This is a genomic window from Runella rosea, from assembly GCF_003325355.1.
GTDB classification, from domain to species: Bacteria; Bacteroidota; Bacteroidia; order Cytophagales; family Spirosomataceae; genus Runella; species Runella rosea.
In genome coordinates, this window is the sequence record NZ_CP030850.1 from 6146503 (window position 1) to 6172921 (window position 26419).

21 protein-coding genes are annotated in these 26419 nt (G+C 47.3%); 7 read left to right on the forward strand and 14 right to left on the reverse strand.

Annotated features, from left to right (window positions below; genetic code table 11):
• Window positions 1-86 precede the first annotated feature (86 nt).
• The 6 genes from DR864_RS25260 to nhaD all read right to left on the reverse strand — a co-directional run bounded on the left by DR864_RS25260 (window position 87) and on the right by nhaD (window position 9273).
• Window positions 87-1139, reverse strand: coding sequence for a polysaccharide deacetylase family protein (locus tag DR864_RS25260; protein ID WP_114069565.1), 1053 nt, complete (start codon window positions 1137-1139; stop codon window positions 87-89).
• Window positions 1140-1201: 62 nt separating this feature from the next.
• On the reverse strand, window positions 1202-3592 hold the full coding sequence (locus DR864_RS25265; protein WP_229599474.1) for a GH92 family glycosyl hydrolase: 2391 nt from the start codon (window positions 3590-3592) through the stop codon (window positions 1202-1204).
• 113 nt (window positions 3593-3705) lie between these two features.
• The gene (locus tag DR864_RS25270; RefSeq protein ID WP_114069566.1) at window positions 3706-5631 is read right to left on the reverse strand and encodes a PfkB family carbohydrate kinase; all 1926 of its coding nucleotides are present in this window, start codon (window positions 5629-5631) and stop codon (window positions 3706-3708) included.
• A gap of 107 nt (window positions 5632-5738) precedes the next feature.
• Window positions 5739-6200 (reverse strand): DUF3592 domain-containing protein, encoded by a 462-nt coding sequence (locus DR864_RS25275; RefSeq protein WP_114069567.1) that lies wholly within the window; start codon window positions 6198-6200, stop codon window positions 5739-5741.
• Between the two features lie 201 nt (window positions 6201-6401).
• Entirely contained in the window at window positions 6402-7928 is a 1527-nt protein-coding gene (amaB, locus tag DR864_RS25280) for an L-piperidine-6-carboxylate dehydrogenase (RefSeq protein WP_114069568.1), read from the reverse strand.
• Between the two features lie 79 nt (window positions 7929-8007).
• Window positions 8008-9273: a sodium:proton antiporter NhaD gene (nhaD, locus tag DR864_RS25285; protein ID WP_114069569.1), complete on the reverse strand. Its 1266-nt coding sequence runs from the start codon at window positions 9271-9273 to the stop codon at window positions 8008-8010.
• Between the two features lie 116 nt (window positions 9274-9389).
• Between nhaD and DR864_RS25290 the strand changes: the two genes are divergently transcribed.
• On the forward strand, window positions 9390-10325 hold the full coding sequence (locus DR864_RS25290) for a sodium:calcium antiporter (protein WP_114069570.1): 936 nt from the start codon (window positions 9390-9392) through the stop codon (window positions 10323-10325).
• Between the two features lie 18 nt (window positions 10326-10343).
• Here the strand turns inward: DR864_RS25290 and DR864_RS25295 are convergent, their stop codons facing one another.
• The 4 genes from DR864_RS25295 to DR864_RS25310 form a co-directional block, all read right to left on the reverse strand.
• Entirely contained in the window at window positions 10344-11720 is a 1377-nt protein-coding gene (locus DR864_RS25295) for an HAD-IB family phosphatase (protein ID WP_114069571.1), read from the reverse strand.
• Between the two features lie 255 nt (window positions 11721-11975).
• Entirely contained in the window at window positions 11976-12290 is a 315-nt protein-coding gene (locus tag DR864_RS25300) for a hypothetical protein (protein ID WP_114069572.1), read from the reverse strand.
• Between the two features lie 186 nt (window positions 12291-12476).
• Window positions 12477-13850: a sensor histidine kinase gene (locus tag DR864_RS25305; protein ID WP_114069573.1), complete on the reverse strand. Its 1374-nt coding sequence runs from the start codon at window positions 13848-13850 to the stop codon at window positions 12477-12479.
• Window positions 13851-14531 carry a response regulator gene (locus DR864_RS25310; protein WP_114069574.1) on the reverse strand — a complete coding sequence of 227 codons (681 nt, stop codon included), beginning with the start codon at window positions 14529-14531 and terminating at the stop codon, window positions 13851-13853.
• A gap of 223 nt (window positions 14532-14754) precedes the next feature.
• On the opposite strand from DR864_RS25310, the gene DR864_RS25315 reads away from it, so the two are divergent.
• Complete coding sequence (locus DR864_RS25315) at window positions 14755-15546, forward strand: murein L,D-transpeptidase catalytic domain family protein (RefSeq protein WP_114069575.1); 792 nt, start codon at window positions 14755-14757, stop codon at window positions 15544-15546.
• On the opposite strand, the gene DR864_RS25320 is transcribed toward DR864_RS25315, so the two are convergent.
• From DR864_RS25320 to DR864_RS25330, 3 genes are all read right to left on the reverse strand, one after another.
• Window positions 15495-16658 carry a L,D-transpeptidase family protein gene (locus DR864_RS25320; RefSeq protein ID WP_114069576.1) on the reverse strand — a complete coding sequence of 388 codons (1164 nt, stop codon included), beginning with the start codon at window positions 16656-16658 and terminating at the stop codon, window positions 15495-15497. The genes DR864_RS25315 and DR864_RS25320 overlap by 52 nt on opposite strands.
• A 243-nt stretch (window positions 16659-16901) precedes the next feature.
• Window positions 16902-17402 (reverse strand): hypothetical protein, encoded by a 501-nt coding sequence (locus DR864_RS25325; protein ID WP_114069577.1) that lies wholly within the window; start codon window positions 17400-17402, stop codon window positions 16902-16904.
• A gap of 159 nt (window positions 17403-17561) precedes the next feature.
• Window positions 17562-18353, reverse strand: coding sequence for a (Fe-S)-binding protein (locus tag DR864_RS25330; protein WP_114069578.1), 792 nt, complete (start codon window positions 18351-18353; stop codon window positions 17562-17564).
• A gap of 263 nt (window positions 18354-18616) precedes the next feature.
• On the opposite strand from DR864_RS25330, the gene DR864_RS25335 reads away from it, so the two are divergent.
• Entirely contained in the window at window positions 18617-19234 is a 618-nt protein-coding gene (locus tag DR864_RS25335; RefSeq protein ID WP_114069579.1) for an inorganic pyrophosphatase, read from the forward strand.
• Between the two features lie 81 nt (window positions 19235-19315).
• The gene (locus DR864_RS25340; protein WP_114069580.1) at window positions 19316-19864 is read left to right on the forward strand and encodes a hypothetical protein; all 549 of its coding nucleotides are present in this window, start codon (window positions 19316-19318) and stop codon (window positions 19862-19864) included.
• A gap of 21 nt (window positions 19865-19885) precedes the next feature.
• On the opposite strand, the gene DR864_RS25345 is transcribed toward DR864_RS25340, so the two are convergent.
• The gene (locus DR864_RS25345) at window positions 19886-20866 is read right to left on the reverse strand and encodes an alpha/beta hydrolase (protein ID WP_114069581.1); all 981 of its coding nucleotides are present in this window, start codon (window positions 20864-20866) and stop codon (window positions 19886-19888) included.
• 112 nt (window positions 20867-20978) lie between these two features.
• On the opposite strand from DR864_RS25345, the gene DR864_RS25350 reads away from it, so the two are divergent.
• The 3 genes from DR864_RS25350 (at window position 20979) to DR864_RS25360 (ending at window position 26403) form a co-directional block, all read left to right on the forward strand.
• Complete coding sequence (locus DR864_RS25350; protein ID WP_114069582.1) at window positions 20979-23756, forward strand: glycoside hydrolase family 2 protein; 2778 nt, start codon at window positions 20979-20981, stop codon at window positions 23754-23756.
• Between the two features lie 89 nt (window positions 23757-23845).
• Window positions 23846-25432: an arylsulfatase gene (locus DR864_RS25355; protein ID WP_229599475.1), complete on the forward strand. Its 1587-nt coding sequence runs from the start codon at window positions 23846-23848 to the stop codon at window positions 25430-25432.
• A 41-nt stretch (window positions 25433-25473) separates the two neighbouring features.
• The gene (locus tag DR864_RS25360) at window positions 25474-26403 is read left to right on the forward strand and encodes a DUF4886 domain-containing protein (RefSeq protein WP_114069583.1); all 930 of its coding nucleotides are present in this window, start codon (window positions 25474-25476) and stop codon (window positions 26401-26403) included.
• Window positions 26404-26419 lie beyond the last annotated feature (16 nt).

Genomic DNA, 26419 nt, shown 5'->3' on the forward strand with positions numbered 1-26419 from the left:
TTTTATATTCTCGGTGAGTATTTAGGTGTTAATTCGTTCGATTTAGACCCGTTCAGCCGGGCGGCCGGTGCCGGTGACAAATCAAATTACTTTACTTTCTTCCGGCGTTCCATCACCTCACGCCATGTAGTGAGGATGACGCCCTGCGATTGAATATAGGCTTTCAGTTCGGGATTCATCATGGATAGCATATCCGCATAGCGTGAACCGCCCGATGCGCTGATGTGCTTGAAGGCATCGGTCACGTCGCTGCTGTGAACGATGAACATGGCCAATCCGGGCTGCATATTGTTGAGGGTTTCGATGAATTTTTGGGCTTTGTATTTCCCCCATTCTTCGGGCGTTGGGTTGGGGGTGGTGGGTTTCCAATCGCCGCTGATGGTGTGCAAATCATCCAATACTGGCAAGCCCGATTGCCAGATTTTTTGTCCTACGGCTCCCGACATTTTGGTTAATTCGGGTTCGGGCAATTTCATCCCTTCCTGCCATTTTCCTTCGGCCTTCATTCGTTTGATGATGGGGTATTGCTGACATTCAATCAGTAACTTGTTGTTACCGCCCGGAAACATGACTGGAATGCCGTATTCAACGCCGACTTTGATGTATCGTTCCAAAAAGGGGACGTGCGCAAAGAGCGTGCCCATGTGCGAGTCCAGGTGGGTGGGTTTCAGTCCCATACGTAATGCTTTTTCGACCTGCGCTCTGATCTCTTTTTCTACGTCGTCGGCCGTGCCGTTTTTCACGACTTGGGCTACTTCGTGCCACAGATTCCCTTCTTTATCTACCAAACTCGGTACGCTTTGAAAGCCCGCCACGGGTCCCCAACGGTAATCGCGCCACTCCGATGTCAACGTCAAATGCACGCCCGCGTCGAGATTGGGATTGCTTTTTTGAATATAATTAACAAAACTCGCTGACCATGAGCACGGAAACATGATACTGCACGAAGTCGCCACGCCCTGCTCCACCGATTTGATGGTTCCTTGGTTGGAAGAGTACGACATGCCCGGGTCGTCAACGTGAAAAATCACGACTTTGGCCCCTTTGGGCCAGCCGAGTTTTTCGGCGTAGGTTTGCTGCGCTTGGCTTACGAAGGTCGTTGCCGCCAGCAGAAGGATTTTAAACGTGTTAGTTATCATGTGGTTTAGTTTGTTTTTTGTTGTGCCGTCGCGTAGACCAGTCGCGCGGCATTGTGCAGTCACTAGCGGGACGCTAGTGACTGCGTACTTTGCGAATACGGCGCGCCCTCTTTTCCGGTAGCCCACGATTTATTAGGCTCAGGTCCCATCACAAATGCCAATTCTCCGCCGGCCATAATTTCGGAATGGTCGATCCAACTGCGGTCAAAGGCTTTGCCGTTGAGGGTAGCGGATTGAATATAACGGTTTTTAGAAGACGTATTTTGGGCAGTGATTTTGAATACTTTGTCTTTCCCCACGTTGAATTCAATTTCTTCAAACACTGGGCTGCCGATAGCATATTGTGTACTGCCAGGAGCCACGGGATAAATACCCATGCTGCTCAACAAATACCAAGACGACAGCGAACCCATGTCTTCGTTGCCGCACAAGCCGCCTGGGCCGGTGCGATAAAAACGTTCCATGATTTCACGTGCCCAATACTGGGTTTTCCATGGTGCACCGGCGTAATTGTACAGATACGCTACGTGATGCGATGGTTGATTTCCGTGTACATATTGCCCTATCGTTCCCACAACGCCCACGTATTTTGGGGTGCTGATGGAGACATCCATGGAAAAAAAGGTATCAAGACGTTGATTAAATGCTTGATTTCCACCCAATAATTGAATCAAACCTGCGGGGTCATGCTGCACCGACCAGAGGTATTGCCAAGCGTTGGATTCAGTATAATGACGGTTGGGGCGGCGGCCCACCAAAAGCGGGTCAAAGTATCGGTAATAATGATGCGCGCCGACGGAATCAATCGCCTGTTGATTGGTACCGAGGGCTTCCAACCACGTGCCGTTTTCGCGGCGCGGGCGCATAAATGCCGTGGAAGCGTCAAATACGTTTCGATAATTCTGAGCACGTTTGTAAAATAGCGCAGCGTCTTCTTTTTTGCCCAATGCTTCTGCTAATCTTGCAATGCACCAGTCGTCGTAGGCCAATTCCATCGTGTTGGGAACGGATTCGGTGGTGCGGTCGGCGGGCGCATAGCCTAAGCGAATATAATCGGATAGGCCAGCACGACCTGCGGAGGCAGGAATGTTGGCGGGCGGAGCTTCTAACGCTTTGCGACGCATGGCGGCGTATAAACCTTCAATGTCCCAATCGCGGTAGCCTTTAAAATACGCATCGACGATGACGGGAATTAGGTGGTCGCCGACCATGCTTGGCCGATAAGTGTTGCGGAAATGCTGCGCAGGAAGCCAACCGAATTCGGTGGTTTTGGCGGCAATGGACTTCACAAAATCGTTGACGTGGTCGGGGGCCACCAACGTCAACAGCGGGTGCTGCGTACGGTAGGTATCCCAGCACGAAAACGAAGGATAGAAGTCATATTTTTGGGCGGTATGCACTTTTTTGTCCATGCCCATGTACTGCCCGTCCACGTCTTGCCCGATGTATTGGGCCAATAAGCTGCGGTAAAATGCCGTGTAGAAAATCTGCTTTTGGGCTTCATTGTTGCCTTTGACCGCCACGCGTTTGAGTTCTTCATTCCATGTCTCGCGGGCGTCATTTTTCACTTTGTCAAAATCCCAATGCGCCACTTCGGCCTGTAAGTTTTTCTTGGCACCCTCAACGCTGACGTGCGAGATTGCCACTTTGACCGTCACTTGGTCGTCTTTTTTTGTTTTATACCCAACAAAAAAGCCTACATTCAACCCTTTTTCTTCGTTTTTGTACGGCCAATAGCCTTCTGAGGATTCGGGCGTGATGTAATCATTGTCCCAAGTTCCGTAATACTCAAACGGGCGACTGAATTTTGCGACAAAATAAACCATCGTGCCGTTGGCATCTTTGTAACCTTCGAGGGTGGAGTCATTGGTCATTTTTACCAGTGATTCACCACTTTCAGCATTACCGCCGATTTCGTGGCCGATGTCCAGCAGAATAGTCGATTTGCGCGATTCGGGGAAGGTATAGCGATGTACGCCCACGCGTTTGGTAGCAGTGAGCTCGGCTTTGATGTTACCGTCTTTTAACAACACAGAGTAATAACCCGGAGAGGCCGATTCATCTTTTTTGTTGTAGCGTGAACGATAGCCCGAATCGGGATTATCTTTACTTCCTGCCGATGTTTGGATTTTATCGCCGACGGTAGGCATCACCAAAATGTCGCCACCCGTCGTCATGCCGACGCCGCTGAAATGCGTGTGGCTGAATCCGATAATGGAACTGTCGGGATAGGCATAGCCAGCCGCGTAGGTCCACCCTTTGACATCGTGGTCCGGACTGAGTTGTACCATGCCGTAGGGGAGCGTGGCTCCTGGAAAGGTATGTCCAAAGAAATCAGTACCGATGAACGGGTCCACGTAATCAACGGGTTCTTTGCCTGATTCTGAACAGGAAAAAAGGGAGGCCGTTAGAATGCCTAAGGCAAAAAGGTATATGGTTGTTTTTTTTGACATCTGAACAAATTGGAACGCTGATTTGGAGATGATACCAACGTCGGCAGGGACGGCGCCGCACCGGCGGACCGGTCTGCGGTGCCAAACCCTGCCGACGTTAAAGACGTTAAATTTTACACTGTTTCGGAAATCTCTTCTTCCTTGAACAGTAAACTCACCAATTTTCGGTATTGCGAGAAATCGGGAATGATCAACTGCGCACCTGCTTTGACAAGGCGCGGACGTTTGTCGAAATTGTGGCCGTGGCGCTGTACTTCGTTGCTCGTGATTCCAATCGATATGCCGCCTGACCGACGCCCTTCGCGGATTTCGTCAGGACCGTCACCGAAAACGGCCAATTCGTTGCCATTTAGGTTATTATCACGTATAATTCGCTCAATGATCATCTTTTTGGAAAACTTGGTGTATTCGCGCAAGGCACCGTAAATACCGCCGTCGAACAGGTCTGCGTATCCAAGAACGGTGGCTTCGTGGCGAACGTCGTCTACGTCGGTGCCGCTGGCGAGATACATCACCACGCCGCGCTCTTTGAGTTCGTGCAAAAAGGAAACCGCGCCCTTCATGGTGTAGTCTTCCCAATCCAACTCACCCGCCTGTAATTTGGCCATGCGTTTGTTGACCAACTCCATCAGGGCATCGTTGTAAATCTGTTTGTATTGAAACTTATCCAGAATTTGGTCTTCGGGCACATAACCCGCTTCGCGCACCATGTTGACCAAACCTTCCATCTGGTAAATGGTCTGGATACCCGTGGTTTTGTGGATAAACTCCTGCGTTTCCCGCTGTACTTTTTTGAAACCTGCGGCGTCGATGGTATCGTAAGAATCGCCCAAAATCGCCTTCATCATGACGGGCTCCATGATTTCTTCCCAACCGTGGCGGAGGGTGCTGATGGTACCGTCGTGGTCGAATACGGCGTATTTGATGTGGCCGAGTTTTTCCAACACCGATGGGTCGCACAGCTCCGTTTCGGTGCCGGGTAAATACACCGCCTGACGGGGATTTTCGGCCAAATCGGCTTGGTAAATATAGTTGGGGTCTTGGCTGATGGCGAGGATTTCTTCGCCATTGGCGGTGCCCGTAATAAACAGTTTTTGAACCGTAACGGCCGCCGCAAAGTTGGCAAATTCGGCGGCTTCGCTGGGGCTAATTCCCGCCGCCAAACACAAAGTAATGGCGCTGATAACGGTATCTCCCGCGCCAACAGTATCGAGTTGCGCGGTGAGTTGTAAACCCAAGTGTTCGTGGTAACCCGTTGAATCAAAGGCGGTAATGCCTCTTGCTCCACAGGTAACAAAGACGGGTTTTTGTGATTGGGCAAATAAAGCCTGACCGTATTCCAGCACGGTAGCGCGCGGTAACATCGTACGCGGCTCTACCTGAACGCCGTTGAGGTGTGCAGCCTCTACGTCGTTTACTTTGCGGTATACATTGGAGAAACGATCATTGAAATGACGGGAATCAACCAAGATGATTTTGTCGTTGTATTGCTCAAAAAGCGCATTGGCTTTTTCGATAAAGCTGTCGTTGGTAATACTTCCAACAACTTGTTGATTGAAAATGACGGCATCGTGGGTTTCCAAAGCAGCCGTTAAAGCGGCTAAAATTTGTTCGTCAATTTCTAAGGAGCGTTTGTTGTACACCCCAAAATCAATGCGCGGCTCTTCTACACCTTCAATGTAGCGTTTGAGATACGCGTAAGTATGAAAATGCTCTTTTTGAATGAATAAAGAGCTGGTGTCGGCGCCCAGTTTTTGCAATTGAGCCGTCAATTCACGCCCGTGAATATCGTCGCCTACCACGCCGATGACCTTGAGTTGGGCGGGTTGAAGGGCCGAAAGATTGGCGATGACGTTGGCCGCGCCGCCCGGCGAATAATAATGCTTGGCCACCGACTCGGCTTGCAGGCCCGTTTCGATTGATACTTCTGATTTGCGCGTATCCATGATCCAGTACGCATCCAAACAAAAGTCTCCATATACCGCTACTTTGACGGTTTTTATTTTTTCAAGAATAGATTTGATTTGAAGGGTGTCCATAAAATAAAATTGGAATAGCTACTATACGTTTAAGTAAATACTCCAATTGCACTACTCAAGGCTATTCTTTCATTTATTAAATATTTCGGATGATTCATCGGTAGCTTTCAATTCACTCCTCCCAAAAGCATTAGTTTTTTGATAAGAAATGGATAACTGATGAGACAAAGTGCAATGCCCCAACGAAAAAGTGTTTTGGGCAAGGTTCCCGCACCTTCGTTGGCTAAAAGCACTTCTCTGATTGATTTGTAGAAGTAATAACAGACTTCCACTTTCTGCCCCACTTGATAAGGAGAGGGGGTTTGGTAATGGGTAGAATAATGCCGATGCGAGCCATTTTTAGTGACAAAATCCACAACGGGAGCCTGCCCTTCGCCCTCTTTTGAACCAAATAATTCACCGGGGTTTTGCCGAATTTCAACAACGGTTCCTACGGTTTTGATTCCTTTGGAAGTGACTCGCTCGACAATCTTTGATTTATCGTAAGCGATGATTAACAGATAAGTGCCAACGAGCGCCACCAGCGGCATTACTTGGGTTAAGTAGGGTAGAGGGTTCATCTTTTTCATTAAGATAGAGGAGATGAGGTAAAGTTGAACCCCAGGATTGAATCATGAAATTTTTTTCAAACGAAGGGTGGCAATTTAAGCCTAAGGCGATGGTAAGCTACCCTGAACCGTCACCGGGCAAATCCTAAAGAGAGGCTTCACGACTTTGAACTGTAATTGCCCGTCAGGCGGTTTGACACGGTCCGACTGACGGGCTGGTAACTAAATTTCAAATTTAATCCCCTGCGCCAACGGCAACGTGGTCCCGTAGTTGATGGTGTTGGTCTGACGGCGCATGTAGGCTCGCCACGCATCGGAGCCAGATTCGCGCCCGCCACCCGTTTCTTTCTCGCCGCCAAATGCGCCGCCGATTTCGGCACCAGAAGTACCGATGTTGACATTGGCAATGCCGCAATCAGAACCCGCTTGACTCAAAAACAACTCTGACTCACGCACATTGAGCGTAAAGATGGCCGAAGACAGCCCTTGTGGTACGCCATTTTGTAAGGCAATGGCTTCATCTAAAGTACTGTATTTGATGAGATATAAAATAGGCGCGAAGGTCTCGTGTTGCACAATCGGCCAGTGATTTTCGACTTCTGCTACGCAGGGTTGTACGTAGCAACCCGACGCAAAATCGGCACCTGTTAAAACGCCTGGTTCTACCACAAACGTACCCCCTGCAATGCGTACTTCGTCGACTGCCGACTGGTAGTTTTTGACTGCTAAAGTATCAATCAACGGCCCAACGTGGATGTTGCTGTCGAGTGGGTTGCCGATGCGCAGCTGACCGTAAGCTTTAACCAGACGTTGTTTTACATCTTCATAGATGCTTTCGTGGATAATCAACCGACGGGTGCTAGTGCAGCGTTGGCCTGCCGTTCCTACGGCCCCAAACACAATAGCTGGAATGGCCAACGGCAGGTCGGCATGTTGCGAAATGATGATGGCGTTGTTGCCGCCCAATTCCAACAAACTGCGTCCCAAACGGCCACCCACGGCTTGCCCCACGGACTTGCCCATGCGTGTACTGCCTGTGGCTGAAACCAACGGAACTCGCTCGTCGTGCGAAAGCCATTCGCCCACTTCTCGTCCACCGATAATCAGCCCCGAAACTCCTTCGGGAACATCGTTGGTTTTCAGTACTTCTTGGATAATATTTTGGCAGGCAACGGCCGTTAAAGGCGTTTTTTCGGAAGGTTTCCACACGCATACGTCGCCGCAGACCCACGCTAGCATGGAGTTCCATGACCACACGGCCACGGGAAAATTGAAGGCCGAAATAATGCCCACAATACCTAGCGGGTGCCATTGCTCATACATCCGGTGCGATGGGCGCTCGCTGTGCATGGTGAGTCCGTATAATTGGCGTGATAGCCCGACGGCAAAATCGCAGATGTCAATCATTTCCTGCACTTCGCCGAGGCCCTCCTGAAGGCTCTTGCCCATTTCATAACTGACCAAGGTGCCAAGTTCGGTTTTGTATTTGCGCAATTGTTCGCCCATTTGCCGAACGATGTCGCCGCGCTTGGGGGCGGGCACGAGCCGCCACGTTTTGAATGCTTCCTGCGCCTGACCAATGACAGTATCGTAATCTTCACGGGATGCCGCATGCACTTTGCCGATGAGTTGACCATCTACTGGCGAAAAAGAAGACAACTCTTCGCCCCGACCTTCCCAAGCAGCCAAGCCCGTGCTAATGCCGTGATTTGTGCTGGAAATACGCAGTGTTTCTAAGATTGTTTGCATCTGATAAATTTGGAAATTGGATTTGTTGATGATAAAAACCGCTTGAAGCGTTCTTCAATTCCCAAAGGTAAATCCAATCTTACATAAACAAAAACACCAGTGCGCCCGCCACGTACCCAATCAACGCCAGAAGGCTGATGCGCTTGAGATACCAAAAAAAGCTGATGCGCTCCATGCCCATCACCGCCACGCCCGCCGCCGAGCCAATGATCAACATACTACCGCCTGTACCCGCGCAATAGGCCAAAAATTCCCAGATTCGGTGGTCTTGGGGGTAGGTTGCCAAATCATACATACCCATGGAGGCCGCCACGAGCGGCACGTTGTCAATGACCGCCGAGGCAATCCCGATGATAAAAACGATGGCGTCGAGGTTGCCGATGGTATCGTTCATCCACGCCGCTAGATCGGTCAATACGTGCGTAACTTCCAAGACGCCAATGGCTAGAAGTATGCCCATAAAGAATAAAATACTGCTTGTGTCAATTTTACTTAATGCATGACTGGCCGTAAAAGGCTTACGGTCTTCTTCGTCTTTTTTAGAATGGAGGATTTCTGAAACAATCCAAACCACGCCCAACGCCAACAGAATACCCATATAAGGCGGCAAGTGCGTCACGGTTTTAAAGATGGGAACGAATAAAAGCATCCCAATACCCGTCCCAAACATGATGTTACGCTCTTTGTTAGTCACGTCATCACTCTCAGATTTCTTGGAAATCTTTGGAGTAGCGATTGACCCTTTGAGTTTAAATGAAAGATAAATAAGGGGTACAATCAACGCAATAAGACTCGGAATAAACAGTGTTTTCATGACATTGACGGCCGAAATCTGCCCGCCAATCCACAACATCGTCGTGGTGACATCTCCCAGCGGCGACCACGCACCGCCTGCGTTGGCGGCGATGATGACAATCCCCGCAAAAAAACGTCGCATTTCATCATCTCGGATGATTTTACGCAGCAACGATACCATCACAATGGCCGTGGTAAGGTTGTCCAAAACCGCCGACAGAAAAAACGTAAGTATGCTGATAATCCACAGCAACGCGCGGCTGTCTTTGGTGTGAATCCGCTCGGTAATCACGCCAAACCCCTGATGAGCGTCGACCAACTCTACAATGGTCATGGCCCCCAACAGGAAAAAGGCAATCTCGGATATATTGGCTAAATGATGGGAAAGCTCTTCGACAATGTGGTGGGAATCATTACTTCCGAGGGCATAGAGGGTCCAACAGATTACGCCTGTCAATAAAGCAGTTGCAGTTTTGTTGAGATTAATGTTATGCTCAAGGGTAATAAAGAGGTAACCTATGACAAAAATGATAATAATGGCAGTAATCATAATTGATAATTTAAGACTGGGTTAAAACAACAACTGAATCCTTAAAAAGTCGTTAAAAACTCCCTATTTACGCAAAAAACACCGATTTTGCAGAAATATTAAGCAAAAGAAAGACGATGCTTCTTAACTGGATTTTACTTTTTGTGGGTAGTCTAACGGTTTTGTTGGTTGCGGCCCGTTTTTTTACCAATGCCGCCGAAAGCGCAGGACGACTCCTCAAACTCCCCCCCTTCGTAACGGGTATTTTTATCGTAGGCATTGGTACTTCATTGCCTGAGTTGGTAACGGCTCTTTTGTCCATTTCGTCGGGGCAGGCGGAGATTGTGGCGGGAAATCTCATCGGGGCCAATATCTCCAATATTTTCTTGATTGTAGGTTTTACGGCCTTGATGAATCGTCGAACGATTGATTTGGGCAAACGTTATCTTATGATTGACCTTCATTATCTGTTGGGCTCGGCGCTGGTCTTTTATTTGTTTTTACAAGACGGCATCCTTACGTGGAAAGAAGGGGCTTTTTTGATTCTTATCTTTGTGATATACAGCCTTTATCTACTGAGGGCTGGCAATGAAGACGAACCCGAAGAAACGACCGAAAGCACTCCCTCATGGGGTAAAGTGGGACTGATTCTGGCTTTGGCGGGCGTCGGAATTTACTTTGGAGCCGATTATACGGTGTTGAGTATTACCCGAATTGCCGAAATTCTGACGATTCCCCCGTCCATCATTGCCCTTACCGTGCTATCGTTAGGAACGACGCTGCCCGAGTTGGCGGTCAACTATTTTTCGGTAAAGCAGGGTAAAGCGTCGTTGGCAATTGGTAACGTGATGGGCTCGTGTATCTTCAACGTTTTGGTCATTCCGGGCACGGCAAGTTGGGCGGGAGACCTAACGGCCAGCGGCCAGCTTCTGTCGCTTGCGTTGCCGATACTAGTGGCTGCATCGGCCTTTTTTTATCTTTTGGCCCAAGATAAGCGCATCTCCACTTGGGAGGGGGCTTTGTTTTTGGTGTTGTATTTCATCGTAATGTTTAAAATCTCCGGGCTGATTTAGACAGTCCGGAGTGTATGTTCAAACCAACTTCAAAATGGGGCGAAAATAGGGCTTGCTGAGTACCACATCGGCACTGTTTTCTAAAATTTGGTTTTTGGTACAAAAAGAAACCCCAATGCCTGATTTGCGAATCATGCAAATGTCGTTTTCTCCGTCGCCGATAGCCATTACGTTTTCAAAACCTACGTGGTAGATTTCTGAAAGGTAAGACAGCGCATTGGTTTTGCAAAAATCGTGACTGCAATGGGAAGTGTTGCGTTTGAAAAAATACGATGGAATTTTGACTTGGCCCGTGGCCACGCTCCGCGAAAATTCAAGCTCGTTGGCAAGGGTAAAATCAAGCCTAAATAGATTTTTGAGGTGGTGGGTGACGCAGGTATAACTGTCGCTGATGATGCCCGTTATGAACCCTTTTTGTTTTAATTCCGCTACAATTTCCCCGAAATCAGCCACGACAGGAATCGACTTGACAACTTCAATGATTTCGCCGAAGGTTTTTCCGTGTAGGAGCTGCGCAATCTGCTTGGTACGCACCACGGGGTTGGTTTGTTCGGCCACGATTTGCCAAAGTTCCTTTTTGAACCCAAAGGCATCGGCGGCGGTGTGGATAAAACCAGACCGCAGAATCGTGTTGTCCATGTCAAAAACCACCATTTTGCGCAATCCCACCATTGATTCCCTGATGGCGTCGGACATCTCACGTCGAATAACATTGATGTTTTCGAGATTTTCGAGAGAGGGTTCGGTTATTTGATTAGTGCGCGCCAGAATGGCTTTCGTCACTTCCCTTGACATTTTTCCTAGCTCTTGCCAAGGCTTCATTTTATTTTCAACCGTTCCGATGCTCACTTCGGCAATGCGTGTTTTGAGGCGATGCATGTCTAACAAAATCCCGATGTCAACTCCGTAATCATTTTCAAAATCAATTTTTTCAAAGAATGATTTTCTGCCCGCAATGATGCCGCTCAACGGCTGTTTGAAATGCGCTAAGGCGGGAAATAAAATACTTAAAAGCGGCTTGGCCACCAATTCCGTTACGCGCCCCGCCTGACGGTCAAAATAAGATTTTACGAAGTCGGCTTCATTTTTTAAAAGGGGCTCAATGAGAATATCCACGACGTTTTCGGGGTAGGTGGGAATGTCAGCATCCAGAAAAACGATGATGTCAGATTGGGTCATCATGAGGCCTTCGCGCATAGACGCCCCTTTGCCCAATTGTGTGCTCGTAAAGGACGTTGCGCCAGAGAGCATGGCTACTTCAACCGTATTGTCGTAAGATTGATCGTCGATAACGATTACTTCACGAACGTAGGCGCAATTTTGGGCTTTTCGAATAACATTGGCAATGGTGGCTTCTTCATTAAGGGCTGGAATGATAACGGTAACGTTGTTCATAGAAATGATGTTTGGAAGATAGATTAGGAAGAAAACCCAAGCGGAGACGTTCCCGCTTGGGCGAGGCAAACACTCAGGACAATTAACAATCAAAGGTCTTCCGGCAATCTTAACAACACCTTAAGCAGCAATTAAAAAAAAATAATTTTGGGGAATGATTGAATCAAAAATGTCGTAACGGCAATAAAGTAAGTAAGAATGACGAGTGAGGATACCTCGCTCGTCATTGCTAGTCAACCAAATCGTATGTTACCTTCATTTTCCGCTTTTTTTGAGTGTAAATTGCTGTTGTTGCAGGTGTAGGTTTGTTTTCCTTAGTTGATTGATGGTATCTTTCATCAAAAAAATAACCTTATCCTGCGACAACTTAACGGCTTCGAGCGAGTCTTGTCGCAATAGCGCTCGGTTCGTCATTTCCGTCATGGTGCGCTGTGCCATCCATTGGTAGAAGCAGACGAAAACCATGCCCGCCAAAATGGCCAAAAGACTGATAATTGCACTGCGTCGGTTATGTTTTCCGCGCTGACGGTCGTACGTGTTGCCGTATCTCGGCAAAATTCGTGTCTTCATTCAGAGCTGCGCATTGAGAATACTTTATTGTGGCAGCCGCCACTGCAGCAATCGCTTGTATTACAATGACAAAGAAACAGGGCAATCCTTAAGAACTTATGAAGGAATGATTAAAAAGTTACTAAAAATGAAGAAAACTGAAAAAGTAAAAAACGACTGATAGAGACGCGAAATCGGGGTAAAAACTCAATGGCGGTAGGGAATGAGTAAGGAGAAAAAAGTGGTTTGAGCGTGGGCATCCGAAGTGACTTTGATGTTGCCGTTGTGCAGTTTGGCAATCCGCTCTACCAACGACAACCCTACACCGTAACCTTTGATATTGGTTGTGTTATCGCTTCTGTAAAAGGGTTGAAATATATAGGGTAAATCTTTGGGCAAAATGACGGTTCCCGTATTGGTAAACCGAATTTCAACGTTAGTTTCCATCGGAAATACATCGACTGCCACGGTTGAATCTGACGCAAACTTGCAGCCATTTTCCATCAAATTGACAATGGCGGTTTTCATAAGGTGCGCATTGGCTTTGACAATGAGCTGATTGTCGTCTTCAATCGTGCTCAGGAGTCGAACTTGTACTTGATAGGAAGGCTCAGCTTTGAGTAATAAATCACGGGCTTCCCAGACGATTTCGTCAATCCGGATGTCGTTGTAAATCAAACTGCGGTTTTGGTCGTTTACTTTGGCCAGTTCGAGCAGGGTTTCGGAGAGTTGTCCCAAATCCCGAATATCCTCTCGTATAGATATCAGCGTTTGCCTGTATTCGGCTTCGGTTCGTTCTTTAAGCAAGGCCACGTCTAGTTGTGCCCCAATGCGCATAAGGGGGTTCTTGAGTTCATGCGATACATTGGAAATGAACAAGTTTTGCAGCCTGAACACCTCACCGATGCGGTCCAGCAGTTTGTTGAACGTGCTGGTCAGTTGCCCCACTTCGTCGCGGGGATTTTGGACCGTCAAGCGTTGCTCCATCAGTTTAGGGTAAATTTGATTCACCTGTCCGATGGCATTGGAAACGGGTTTCATGGCCTGACCCGCAAAATACCAACCCGCAACAATCACCAACCCAATCACGCCAAAGTACATACCCGTCAAAATTCGCCAAAGGCTGTGCAGTTCTTCGTCGCCGTATTTGTCTTCGGCCCCCGCAATGCACACTACACGATTGAAGCGGTCGGTGTACACAATTCCGATGATTTTTGCATTTCCTTCGGAGAACTGAACTTCTTTTTCGAGCCTTATTTGGTCGAAAAGCTCGGGGGGGATGGCGTAGTAAAGGGTCTCATTGCTGGTATAAAGTTCTTCATTTTGGTGGTCATAGATGGTCAGGTTTTCGTTGTGCAATACATCGTAGTTGGTCTTATCAATCTTTCTAAGGAGCTTAGAATCAACGCCCTCTACTTTTACCAATAACTCACAGGTGGTGATGGCTTTGTGCCGTAACCGTTTGTAAAACTCCTGCTCTACGTAGGTCATTCGTATCAAATAAATGGTAATGAATGCCATCAGCATAATGGCCGATACGAGTAGCGCGAATTGCCCCGTGAGTTTGGTCCGAATCTGCATTTATGCCTCCTGTTTGAGCACATAGCCTACGCCATAGTGCGTGTGGATGAGTTTGACGGGAAAATCCCGGTCTATTTTTTTGCGCAAAAGGGTGATGTAGACTTCAATGATGTTTGTGCCTGTGTCGAAACGAATGTCCCAGATTTTTTCGGCAATGTCTACTTTAGACAGTACCCTTTCGGAGTTTCGTAGCAAAAATTCGAGCAGGGCGTATTCTTTGCCCGTCAATTCAATGCGTTGGCTACCGCGCGTTATTTCGCGGGTGGAAAGATTCATTTCGAGGTCGGCGTAGCGGAGCACGTTGGCGGTGACTGGCTCCGACTGAATGCGTTTGGTGACGACTTTGATGCGGGCCAATAATTCCAAAAAATCAAAGGGTTTGACCAAATAATCATCGGCCCCCGCATCAAAGCCCACGAGCTTTTCTTCCAACGCTCCCAACGCTGTAAGCATGATGAACGGGGTACTGATACCCGCGCTTCGGAGTTCACGGCAAAGCTGCACGCCGTTGATGCCTGGAATGATGATGTCGGAGACGATGACGAAGTAGTCATTCCGACGGGCAAGCAGTTTTCCAATCGTGCCGTCGTAGGCAATATCTACCTCATATCCGTTCTCTTCGAGGCCTTTACGCAGCGATTGAATGATTTTTATATCGTCCTCAATTAAAAGAATTTTCATGCAAACGGAATTGAATTTATAGGAGGGTGTGTGAGGAATTATCGTCAAAATTAAGCCAGAATCGTCAATTTTGAACTATTTTTATACATAAATCAAACACCTACGCGTTGGAGTATATAATGGACTGATGGAACCAAACCCACGGAAAGCGGTGTTTTTTCAAAACTGTCGTGAAATAATAAAGGTAAAGTTGTGAAGTAAAAACTTAAAAAAAGAATAACGGATGAAAAATGTGATGTTGGTAGTGAGCGCCTGTGTAACTGCTTTTGTGGCATTGGTTGGTTTTCAAAAGTTAGAACATCCTCTACAATTCTCCCAGTTTACTACCCAACATTTGGTAGATTCCACGCAACAAAAACCGGATTCTTTGCCCCAATGGCAACGGGTCTATAATTCGCTCCGCCTCAAAGAAGCGGGCCTCTCTCTCGAAGGTTTTCGGTATGCATGGGCGGGTTTTCAAAAGGAAAAGTTTACGAAATCCATTCTTGCCATTGCCGATTTTAGTCAATCTTCTCGCCACAAACGTTTGTACGTCATTGATTTAAAGGAAAATAAACTTTTGTACAATACCTACGTGGCGCACGGCCGCAATTCGGGAGAGGAGTTTGCCCGTCAATTTTCCAACAAAAATTCTTCTTACCAATCCAGTTTGGGCTTTTACCGGGCGTTGAGTACCTACCAAGGTAAGCACGGATTATCGCTTAAATTGCAGGGCTTAGAAGAAAATATCAATCACCGCGCGCTGGAGCGGGCCATTGTGATGCACGGCGCAGACTACGTAAGCGAGGAGTTTATTCGGCGCACGGGCCGCCTAGGACGCAGTCAAGGCTGCCCAGCCGTATCTGTAGACGATACCAAAAAACTCATTCCGCTGTTGTGCAATGGCGCAGGACTGTTTTTGTATTATCCCGATAATTCATACCTCAAAAATTCAAAGCTGTTGGCGGGTTTGGAGGAAGAAATTCAAACTGATTTTCGTTCCCAACCATACACGTCGTTGAAAAATACCAACTGACCCGCGTCGTTGATGTCGGCCCCTAGATACAGAATAAATACGGGCACTTTTTGCTTTAGTTTATCCGATTTTGGCTTCTGATTGGTGACAGGTTCATTGATAAAATCATCATCCAATAGGTGTTCTCCCGCCAAAAAATTGGCCAACTGCGCGGGGCTTTGCAACCGCACACAACCGTGGCTTCGCCAGCGTTGGTCGCTTACAAAAAGGGTACGAACATTGGTGTCGTGTAAATAAATCGCGAGCGGGTTTTTGATGTTTACTTTCATCAAACCCAGAGAATTATCTTCCCCATTGTCTTGCCGAAAACGATACTGGAAATTGTCTTCCGAGATTTCGTCCCAATTGATGGAGCGGGCATCTACGCTGTCGCCTTTGGTATCAATAACGGCCATTCCATTGTCTTCCAAATAGTCTTCATCCTCCCTGATTTTTGGCAACATTTCCCGGAGGGCGATGTTGGTCGGGACGTTCCAGTAAGGATACATAATGATGTTGGTGGCGTAGGTATCAATGCCAGGCGTGGGAGAATCCGATTTGCCCACAATCACCCGCATACTCAGTTTTTGGGCACCTGTTGAGTCAAATCCTTTCAAATACGCACCACGCGTATTGACCAGCACCATGCGTTCTGCCCCTTGCGCCTGTCGGTTCATCCAACGATAGGCGTTGAGCGACTCGGCAATAATGGCGGCACTGTCGGCCTGCCCGTTTTTGATAAATCGGGCGTAGTGGCTTTTTAGTTGAGAATAAACGGGAAATGAAGGCTCTAAACGCGCCAGAATGTCGTCAATGTTTTTGTTTTTACCTTCCACTACGTCCCAAGCCGCTTCACGAATTCGGGCCGAGTCGGGGAGTAAAACCTTTGCAGTATAGCGAATATAGCGCGGTTTGTGGCCATAGCTGATTTCTTCCAACAACCCCAAAGGGCCTTTTTTAGCGGCCCGTGCGGTATCAATTCCGATGGCGTGAGAATAGCTAAGTAGCGTTGCGTACGTCTTTTTGTCTTGTAACTTTTCCAGCAATAATTCTTCGGTTCTTTCTGGCTTACGACAACTGTTAAAGATAAAAATAGAAAGCGAAAATAGGGTGTATCGAATGATTGGTTTCATAAAAAAGCGATTTACTTAAGTAAAGTGCAATCGTTTAAATAGTCGTGCCAATACAAATAAATATAGATTAAAGAGTTGATAATAAGGGTGCTATGTTTCTTGCACGCGGGTGGTGTAGGGGGTGGGAATAAATAAAATGGGCAATTATTTCTACACTTTTCGAATGGGGAAATTTTGTGAATAGGGCATAAAAAATGCCATGCTTTGGAGCATGGCACATAGTATTTTGAGATGAATAATGGCTCAGGAGGCTTGCTGGGCCGTAAAATAGCGTTTAAGCCACGTGGCATCAGCGCGTACTTTCCAGCGTTTCATCCATTGCGACTTTGTGGTAACGGTATTGTCAAAAACGGTGGTGTCGGGCGCTAATTCTTCGGCGTTAACCGCGCTTTTAATACCCGATACAGGGATGCTTTGAAGTTCTCCTCGGTCGTCGATGTACATCAATGAGCGGTCGAAAAAGTCGACGCCCAAACGCGGGCCGATTTCCTGCAACCAATGCACAGACTTGTCGATAGAACAGCCACTTGGCAGCTCTTTGCTTTCATCCACGGCAATGACAACAAACCGATTATGAAAGATTTTTCCCGACGCTGTGAGCTTCATGCCGTGGGCTTCCCACTCGTCCAAGGCGGCTTTGAGGGTTTCGGTGAGTGTTCCAACTTCGTCGTTGGTCAGCGGGCGATTTGCCTGATAAATCCAGACGCGCGCTTCAAAATCTATTTGATCGAAAGGAATATACATTGGTGAATGGTGATTAGTGAATGGTGATTGGTGAATTAGTGATTGGTGAATTAGGGTTGTCAAGTGTGGTTGTTGATTGCCAAGTTGTTGACTACCAGTTCATAAATATCTACTTTGTCCCTATTGCATGACTGCCTAATGACTATTTCACTAACTTTCTTATAAACCTTCGGCCTGCGCCACAAGTTCCGCCAAGTCAAATACTTTGACGGAGTCTTCTTTTTCTTTGTTTTTAACACCGTCGCTCATCATCACCATGCAAAACGGACAACCCACCGCAATTGTGTCGGCACCCGTGGCGAGGGCTTCTTCAATGCGCTCAATATTTACGTCTTTTTTCCCTTTTTCGGGTTCTTTAAACATCTGCGCGCCGCCCGCGCCGCAGCACAAACCTTTGGCTTTGGAGCGTTTCATTTCAATCAAATCGGCATCTAAAGCTTCCAGGACGGCCCTTGGTGCCTCGTAGACGTCATTGGCGCGGCCGAGGTAGCAAGAATCATGAAACGTGATTTTACGGCCTTTGAACGTACCACCACCTTCGATTTTCACTTTGCCCGCGTTGATGAGTTGTTGCAAAAACTCCGAATGGTGAATCACTTCGTAGTTGCCACCGAGGTCGGGATATTCGTTTTTGAGGGTGTTAAAGCAATGCGGACAAGCCGTTACGATTTTTTTGATGCCGTACATATCCAACACTTGAATGTTGGACATGGCCTGCATCTGAAACAAAAACTCATTGCCAGCGCGGCGGGCGGGGTCGCCAGTGCAACCTTCTTCGGTGCCCAGCACGGCAAATTTTATCCCTACTTTGTTCAGGATTTTGACAAAAGCAATGGTCACTTTTTTATAACGGTCGTCGAAGGAGCCCGCACAGCCGACCCAAAACAACACTTCGGGGGTTTCGCCAGCGGCGGCCATTTCGGCCATGGTTGGTACTTTTAGTTCGCTCATTGATTTTTAGAATTGATGAAAAAAAGTGGGGGCTTGGTTTGATAAAGGTTAAAGTACAAAAGCTACACCGTGTGATTGACGCTTATTTTTCCTCTTTAAAACGCACGATGGAGGAACCTCAGAAAAAAGTAAAAATAGGCGTAATTTGTTTTTTTGAAGCACGGTGAATGCGGTTATTTCACTAATCATTTGGATTTTTACCGATGCAAAGTCGGTAATTCTCCAAAATTTTCCAATGTTTGTCTAAAGATTCAATTTAACAAATGAAAACAGTCTATAAATCGCACCCTTGGCACGGAATCCCCATCGGGGAAAAGGCCCCTGAAGTCGTGACAACCTTTATTGAAATTGTCCCGACCGACACGGTTAAATACGAAATTGATAAACTGACGGGTTACCTTAAAATTGACCGCCCTCAGAAATATTCAAATATTGTTCCGGCGCTGTACGGCTTTGTGCCCAAAACCTACTGCGGCGATGCCATCGCGGAGTTTGCCCGCCAGCAATCTGGCCGTAGCGACATCAAAGAAGGCGACGGCGACCCGCTTGATATTTGCGTGCTTTGCGAAAGCACCATCCCCCACGGTGATATCATTTGTCAGGCCATTCCCATCGGCGGTTTGCGGCTGATTGACAAAGGTGAGGCCGACGATAAAATCATTGCGGTCTTGAAAGACGACCTTTTGTACGGAAAATACAAAGACATCGCAGATTTGCCCCAAAGTGTGGTGAACCGTTTGCAACACTACTTTTTGACGTATAAAAACTTACCAGGCGAGCCGATGACCTGCGAAATCGCCAACGTGTATGGTAGAGAAGAAGCCCACGAGGTGATTCGCAAATCCATCACTGACTATTTGAATAACTTCGGGATGTTGTAAATCACAACTGCCTGTGCTTCTGGGAAGTGACCTATTGGAAAGTGTCAAGTCTAATTGGCACAACCAATCGGTTATTTTCCCATGAAGCAATCCATCGTTGATATAAATGATTTTTATCAAGCACCAGCGTTTTCCGCTTGTGTAAGTGAAACAACCAACGAATCGTTTCCTAAAATTAAACAAGTGTTTGAGTTGTCACTTGAATGTTTGTCGGTTTGCATCGCCAAACAAATGACTTACACCATCGGTAAACAACTTGCAACTGGCAAAATTATGAAAGCGGTGGTTGACAGCGAGTGTTTTCATCGTTTGCCTACGGCAGAGTTTCTGCATGAAATGTCCCGCGAAGGAGACCAAATGTTAGCGGGCATGTTGCCTAGTCAGAAAAGTTCCATCGTAGGTATTATCGTAGGATATACAAAAGTAAGAACGGCCACTGCTTCATTTTTGGTGGGCATAATGGTTTACCTTTTGGTTGCGCACATCCAAAAAGAGGCTCAAGTCCGTAAATGGGATATTCAGGAACTTTCTTTTTTTCTTTATCAACTGGTTGACGACGACATAACTACCCAACTAAATCACAAGGATTTAGAAACCTTGGGCGTATCTTCACTTTTTATTAAATCTTAGAATTTTTTAGCTTTATTTCCATCATTTAAAGACGATTTCTTTTAAAAAAATGTCCGTTTCGCGAAATACGCCTTCTAAGTCTTTGGAAGTAAAATGCGACGCAATTACGTGCTCACCCGCATTGGGAAACGCCACTTTTCGCTTTTGAGCAGCGGGAGTTCCCAGTTCATCAAAGGCTTTGAGCATGGCTTCCACCGACACTACTTTGTCTTGATTTTCTTCATCTTTGTAATAATACGCCATAAAAACGGGCATCTTTATTTTGGCAAACGTTTCTGGTTTTACAATGGCGTCCATCGTCTGTTGCAGGGTCATCACGCCGTTAGTGTGGTAGCGCGTTAGCCAGTAATTGGCGCGCTCAGGGGTATAATGCGTGAGATCGCGGTGGGAGCCGCCCAACAGTTGCAACAATTGCTTGCCCCAAGGCCCCGTTGCCACTTCCAATCCATTGACTTTGAAGCAAGGCGAATACAGCACAAGTGCTTTGATGTCAGGGTGTTCTGAAGCAATGTAAGAACTGAGCAATCCACCTGCCGAGCACCCGATGACAATGACACTGTCGCCGAGGGATTTAGCCACAGCAATGGCGTATTTTGCGCTAGATAGAAAGTTTTCGGGAGTCAAATTCTGAAATGCGTCGGGACTTTTTACGCCAGCATCGTACAAGCGGGCCAGATAGAGATTACACCCGTATTTTTGGGCTAGTTGCTTATGTATCGGGTCGCCTTCTGCCCAACTGGCCCCAAAACCGTGGATATATACCATGCTGTACTTGGTTTTTTGCTTTTTGGCGGTATCGGCCCAAATGATGCGGGCTTCGTTGTCGGGTTTAAGCTCAAACTGTGATTCGGTTTCTTGAATGTCTTTTTCAAGTTGAACGACATCGGTCGTCACGCTTGTGAGGGTAGGAGATAACATGGCTTTTTCGGGACGGGGGCCGATAAAATAAATAATAACCAAGGCGACGAGCGTGATCCCCGTCCATTTAAGGAATTTTTTCATCTGGTTTTTAAAGGTTGATAGGAAGGATACAAATGTAAGGAAAGCATTAGTTTAAGGGACAAAATTGCTTTAAATAATAGTTGCGTTTTTGTCATAAACATATCTATTCTATATGCTTCGTTTCTCTATCTATCTTTGTTTATTGCTTTTTGGGTTGCAGACCCTTACTGCCCAAACCAATATACCGCTACCCGAGCACCCGCGTCCTGATTGGGAGCGTGCGAATTGGCTCAACCTCAACGGCGACTGGGAGTTTCGGTTCGATAAAGAAGATGCAGGCCTGAAACAGGGTTGGGGCAAAGGCACCCAAAAATTCCCCCTGACCATCCACGTACCGTTTCCGTGGGGGGCACCGCTGTCGGGAGTAAAAGATGAAGCCGACATTGCTTGGTATCAGCGCACGATTTCTATTCCCAAAGACTGGAAGGGCCAACGCGTTTTTGTGGTCATCGGGGCCAGTGATTACAAAACCACCGTTTGGTTTGGCGGCAAGGAACTCGGCTCTTTTGAAGGTGGCTATGTGCCTTTTGAATTTGAACTTCCTCTCACCAGCCTAAAGGCAGGCGCAAATCAGAAATTGGTGATTCGGGTGGATGATAAGCGCCGTGAATATGCTTTGTACGGAAAACAGGGCTACGGCAACGCCCGGGGCATTTGGCAAACCATTTATCTGGAAGCGCGCGCCAATGATTATCTCGAAACCCTTCATTTTACGCCCGATATTGATAAAGGGAAGGTTCAGGTAACGGCGACTTTGCCACAACCTGCCTCGCAAGATTTGGCGCTGAAACTGAATATAGCGGGTGTATCAGCGCCTGTTTCTCAAACCATCGGAAAGGGGCAAACGCAACTGTCGTTTGAGGTTTCTATCCCTGATTTTAGACTCTGGACGCTAGAAAATCCGCATTTGTACGAAGTGGAAGCGACCTTGGGAGGAGATAAAATTAAAAGTTATTTCGGAATGCGTAAGATTTCGGTGGTCAATCTGCCGGGTACTAATTTTCCGTATGTCGCGCTCAATAATCAGCCGATTTATCTCCAAATCGCGCTTGACCAATCGTACCATCCAGAGGGTTTTTATACTTTCCCTACGGATGAGTTTATGAAAAATGAGATAAAGTTGGCCAAGGATATTGGCTTAAACGGCATCCGGACGCACATCAAAATTGACGTACCGCGTAAGTTATATTGGGCAGATAAAATGGGTTTGTTGATTATGTCTGATTTACCCAATTTCTGGGGACAACCCAACGCCGAAGCCCGGGCTGAATCGGAGCGGGTGTTGCCCCAACTCATTAAACGAGATTTCAATCACCCCGCCATTTTTTCGTGGATTCTCTTCAATGAAACTTGGGGATTAAAGACCAAAGTAGAAGAAAACGGCAAAAAAGTGGATAGATACTTACCCGAAACCCAGCAGTGGGTAGCAAGCATGTACCGCAAAGCCAAAGCACTCGACCCGAGCCGTTTGATTGAAGATAATTCAATCTGCTGTGGCGCGGGTCACACCGAAACGGACATCAACTCGTGGCATGAGTACTTACCTGGCTACGGATGGGAAGACTACCTTAAAAACCTAACCACAAAAACGTTTGAAGGCTCTACATTTAATTTTGAAAATGGCTATAAAGTGGGCAGACAGCCCAACATCAACTCCGAATTTGGCAACGTGTGGGGCTATGATGGCAGTTCTGGCGACGTGGATTGGACATGGGATTATCACCGCTCGGTCAATACGTTTCGTAAATATCCGTTGGTGGCGGGCTGGTTGTATACCGAGCACCACGACGTAATCAACGAGTGGAACGGCTATTTTAAATTTGACCGTACCCAAAAATTTACGGGTTTGGATGCCTTCGTGCCGGGTATGAGTCTCAAAGATTTGCACGCCGATATTTATGTCACAACGGGTCAGGATATTTCACACAGCGTGCGCCCAACGGAAGTGGTGCAAGTACCATTGACGATTTCGGCGATGACGGGGCGCACTGATTTGGGCAAAGAGCTGACCCTGAAAGTGGAACTGAATGGTTGGGATGCTTTTGGGCAGGCCAAAAAGTGGCAGAGTTTTACCAAAAAAATCCCGTACAGCCCGTGGATTCAGCAGGCAATCGCGCCGTTGTACGTGGTGATGCCTTCCGAAAAATCGGTGGCCGTGTTGGCGCTGACGTTGCAGGATGCCAACGGTAATATCTTGAGTCGCAATTTCAACATGTACATCATAGAAAAACCACAAGCCGCAGAAATAGTGACGGCCAGTGGAGAGAAACAACGACTTTTGACCATTGCCCCTAATAAATTTAGCGATGCAAAATGGTCAATGAAGCAGTGGGATGTGTTGGACGGATTGAAAGTAAACGGCGCAGGAAGCGGTTATTTTGAATACAAAATTAAATGGCCGACCGACCTAAAAGCCGACAACGTCAGCGGGGCGTCGTTCATCATGGAAGCTTCTGCAAAACAGTTGTTTGGCAAAGACAAAAGCGGTGACGTGAAAATTGCGGATAACTACATGCTTGGCGGCGGTACGTTTGATAATAGCCTCAATCCTAATTCTTATCCCATGACCGATGAAACTAAGTTTCCGAGTGACGTCGCCATCAGTTTCAACGGAATAGCAGCGGGAAAACTCAACCTGCCCGATGATCCCGCCGACCACCGGGGGGTATTGTCGTGGCACTATCAACCCCAAAACCGTAAACTTCGCGAAGCGGGTAGCTACGGCTATCGTTTGGAAGTAAATGTACCCAATGAAGCCATCCAGAAAGCCATCCAAACGGGCGAATTGGTGTTGCGTTTGGCGGTAGAAGGCAACGGTGGTTTAGCGATTTACGGCGAAAAATTTGGCATGTACCCCTTTGATCCTACCGTTATCGTAAAAGTAAAGTAAGGGTAAGATGATCACGCAGGTTTTGAGAAACGGCCCGCACACAGTGTGATGCAGTTTTTTCAAAACCTGTCTTTTTTCAACCGATTTGTATGAAAACAAACTATAGAATTACCACCGCATCGCTTGTTTTCTTGGGCCTGAGCGGATTAAGTTTTGGCCCACCCACCGCCACCGTTAAGCCCAACATCATCGTCATCATGGCCGATGATATGGGTTTTAGCGACATCGGCTGTTACGGTTCTGAAATCCCCACGCCTCACTTGGACAATCTGGCTAAAAATGGAACCAAATTCACGCAATTTTACAATGCGGCCCGTTGCTGCCCCAGTCGGGCAGCATTGCTGACGGGGGTGTACCCGCATCAGGCAGGAATGGGAGAAATGGTGGTGACCAAGGTAAAAGACCGTGCGAAAGAAAACCCATATCAAGGCTGGCTAAGTAGGCAAACTGCCACCGTGGCCGAAGTGCTGAAAGCGTCAGGTTATCAGACATTTATGTCGGGAAAATGGCACGTAGGCGAAGAGCGCGCCGATTGGCCGTTGCAGCGCGGTTTTGATAAATATTTTGGCCTCATCAGCGGAGCCACGAGCTATTATGAGGTGTTGCCCGGTCGGTTGGTGCTGGAAGACAACGAGCCGTATACCCTGCCCAAGGATTTTTACATGACCGACGCCATCAGCGACAAAGCCGTGGAGTATATTTCGTCCAACGAAAAAACGAAGCAGCCCTTCTTTATGTACGTTGCTTACACCGCGCCGCATTGGCCGTTGCACGCGCCCGATGAAGAAATCCAAAAGTTTCGGGGTAAGTACAGGAGAGGTTGGGATGAATTGAGAAAAGAGCGATTTGTGAAACAACAGAAAATGGGCCTTTTTGGCAAAAAATACGCGCTGCCCCCACGTGACGCTGACATTGCCGCTTGGGAAAAAACCACCAACCAAGACGAATGGGATTTGAAAATGGCTACCTACGCCGCCATGGTGAGCCGCATGGATGCAGGCATTGGAAAAATCGTCGAAAAACTGCGCGCCAACGGACAGCTCAATAACACGATGATTGTGTTTTTGTCTGACAATGGAGCCTGTGCCGAAGTGTTGGATGCCCGCGCCAAAAAAGATTTAGGCGAGGCGGCGTATGCCGTTTCGCTGACAACGCCGGCAGGCCAAAAAGGCTCCTACACCACATACAGCAAGGAATGGGCCGCTTTGGGCAATACCCCTTTCCGGATGTATAAACAGTTTACGCACGAAGGCGGCATCGCTACCCCCATGATTGTGCATTATCCCAAGGTCATAAAAAAGCCATTCCAAACATCGCAGGTTGGGCACATCATCGACCTCCTCCCGACGATTCTGGACGTAGCGCAGGTGAAACAACCGCTTACGATGAACCAACAGAACCTTAAACCCATCGAAGGTAAAAGCTTGATGCCCATTTTGCAGGGGAAAACCCGCAAAGGACACGATTATATTGCGTGGGAACATTTTGACAACCGTGCCATACGACAAGGAAAATGGAAGTTGGTGGGAATGAAAGACAAAAGCCAATGGGAACTCTACGACCTTGAAAACGACCGTACAGAAACCAAAGATTTGGCGCAAGCTCACCCCGAAATTGTGGCCCAATTAACCGAAAAATACCGTCAATGGGCGGCGAAAGTGGGGGTAAGAAAATAGAATTTTTAATCAATGGATTCATTATCAGTTAAATATATTGTATGCAAAAACGTTCAATACGCACTCGTCATTTACCGATAACTTTATTTTTCTTATTTATTCTCCAATGCGCTTCAGCGCAAAAACAGCCGTTACGGTTATTTTTGATTGGGAATAGTTTTTCGCAAAATGCCACTCAATTTCTGCCTGAATTGAGTAAAGAAGGCGGGCACGAACTCATCATTGGAAGGGCTGAATTGGGAGGGTGCTCTTTGCAACGCCATTGGGAGCACGCTGCTGCCGCCGAGGCAAATCCAAACGATGAAAAAGGAAAGCCCTACAAAGGGAAATCGCTAAAAATGCTTTTGTCAGAAGGAACTTGGGATGTGATAACGCTTCAACAATACTCCAAGATTTCGACCGATTTGAGCACGTACGAACCTTACGCCACGAAGCTGTTTGAATACGTCCGTAAACTCCAGCCCAATGCCCGCATCGTTTTTCATCAAACCTGGGCCTATCGGTCAGATTCTAACGATTTTGGGCAACTGACCGAAGGGGGAGAGGCCAAAAATGAGCAGGAAATGTGGGGAAAATTGCGGGCTGCGTACCGCGCCACCGCGGCATCGTTGCAGGCCGCTGTCATCCCGACGGGCGACGCCTTTTGGCAAATGAGTACCAGTCGGAAATGGGCGTACCATCGGGATAAAAACTTCGATTTTAAAAATCCTGCAATGTCCAAACTTCCTGATCAAACGAACTCTCTGCACGTGGGTTATGCGTGGAATAAAGAAAAATTAAATTTTGATTCGCACCACGCAAGTCCAGCAGGATGCTATCTGGGGGCGCTGGTTTGGTATGGTTACCTATTTCAGGAATCGCCAATGAAGCTGACTTTTGTCCCTGAAAACGTACCCGCTAATTTTGCAAAACAGCTGCGTAAAACCGCGTGGAAAACCGTAAAAAAAGAGTTGAAGGCATCTGTTTACTAACTGACAAATACATTAT

What these genes read in the sequence shown, in the direction of transcription:
- DR864_RS25275 (WP_114069567.1), bottom strand. Translation starts at nt 6,200, where the DNA reads ATGAAAAAGATGAACCCTCTACCCTACTTAACCCAAGTAATGCCGCTG.
- DR864_RS25340 (WP_114069580.1), top strand. Translation starts at nt 19,316, where the DNA reads ATGAAGCAATCCATCGTTGATATAAATGATTTTTATCAAGCACCAGCG.
- DR864_RS25300 (WP_114069572.1), bottom strand. Translation starts at nt 12,290, where the DNA reads ATGAAGACACGAATTTTGCCGAGATACGGCAACACGTACGACCGTCAG.
- DR864_RS25265 (WP_229599474.1), bottom strand. Translation starts at nt 3,592, where the DNA reads ATGTCAAAAAAAACAACCATATACCTTTTTGCCTTAGGCATTCTAACG.
- DR864_RS25305 (WP_114069573.1), bottom strand. Translation starts at nt 13,850, where the DNA reads ATGCAGATTCGGACCAAACTCACGGGGCAATTCGCGCTACTCGTATCG.
- DR864_RS25310 (WP_114069574.1), bottom strand. Translation starts at nt 14,531, where the DNA reads ATGAAAATTCTTTTAATTGAGGACGATATAAAAATCATTCAATCGCTG.
- nhaD (WP_114069569.1), bottom strand. Translation starts at nt 9,273, where the DNA reads ATGATTACTGCCATTATTATCATTTTTGTCATAGGTTACCTCTTTATT.
- DR864_RS25290 (WP_114069570.1), top strand. Translation starts at nt 9,390, where the DNA reads ATGCTTCTTAACTGGATTTTACTTTTTGTGGGTAGTCTAACGGTTTTG.
- DR864_RS25315 (WP_114069575.1), top strand. Translation starts at nt 14,755, where the DNA reads ATGAAAAATGTGATGTTGGTAGTGAGCGCCTGTGTAACTGCTTTTGTG.
- DR864_RS25360 (WP_114069583.1), top strand. Translation starts at nt 25,474, where the DNA reads ATGCAAAAACGTTCAATACGCACTCGTCATTTACCGATAACTTTATTT.
- DR864_RS25270 (WP_114069566.1), bottom strand. Translation starts at nt 5,631, where the DNA reads ATGGACACCCTTCAAATCAAATCTATTCTTGAAAAAATAAAAACCGTC.
- DR864_RS25350 (WP_114069582.1), top strand. Translation starts at nt 20,979, where the DNA reads ATGCTTCGTTTCTCTATCTATCTTTGTTTATTGCTTTTTGGGTTGCAG.
- DR864_RS25260 (WP_114069565.1), bottom strand. Translation starts at nt 1,139, where the DNA reads ATGATAACTAACACGTTTAAAATCCTTCTGCTGGCGGCAACGACCTTC.
- DR864_RS25325 (WP_114069577.1), bottom strand. Translation starts at nt 17,402, where the DNA reads ATGTATATTCCTTTCGATCAAATAGATTTTGAAGCGCGCGTCTGGATT.
- DR864_RS25295 (WP_114069571.1), bottom strand. Translation starts at nt 11,720, where the DNA reads ATGAACAACGTTACCGTTATCATTCCAGCCCTTAATGAAGAAGCCACC.
- DR864_RS25355 (WP_229599475.1), top strand. Translation starts at nt 23,846, where the DNA reads ATGAAAACAAACTATAGAATTACCACCGCATCGCTTGTTTTCTTGGGC.
- DR864_RS25330 (WP_114069578.1), bottom strand. Translation starts at nt 18,353, where the DNA reads ATGAGCGAACTAAAAGTACCAACCATGGCCGAAATGGCCGCCGCTGGC.
- DR864_RS25335 (WP_114069579.1), top strand. Translation starts at nt 18,617, where the DNA reads ATGAAAACAGTCTATAAATCGCACCCTTGGCACGGAATCCCCATCGGG.
- DR864_RS25320 (WP_114069576.1), bottom strand. Translation starts at nt 16,658, where the DNA reads ATGAAACCAATCATTCGATACACCCTATTTTCGCTTTCTATTTTTATC.
- DR864_RS25345 (WP_114069581.1), bottom strand. Translation starts at nt 20,866, where the DNA reads ATGAAAAAATTCCTTAAATGGACGGGGATCACGCTCGTCGCCTTGGTT.
- amaB (WP_114069568.1), bottom strand. Translation starts at nt 7,928, where the DNA reads ATGCAAACAATCTTAGAAACACTGCGTATTTCCAGCACAAATCACGGC.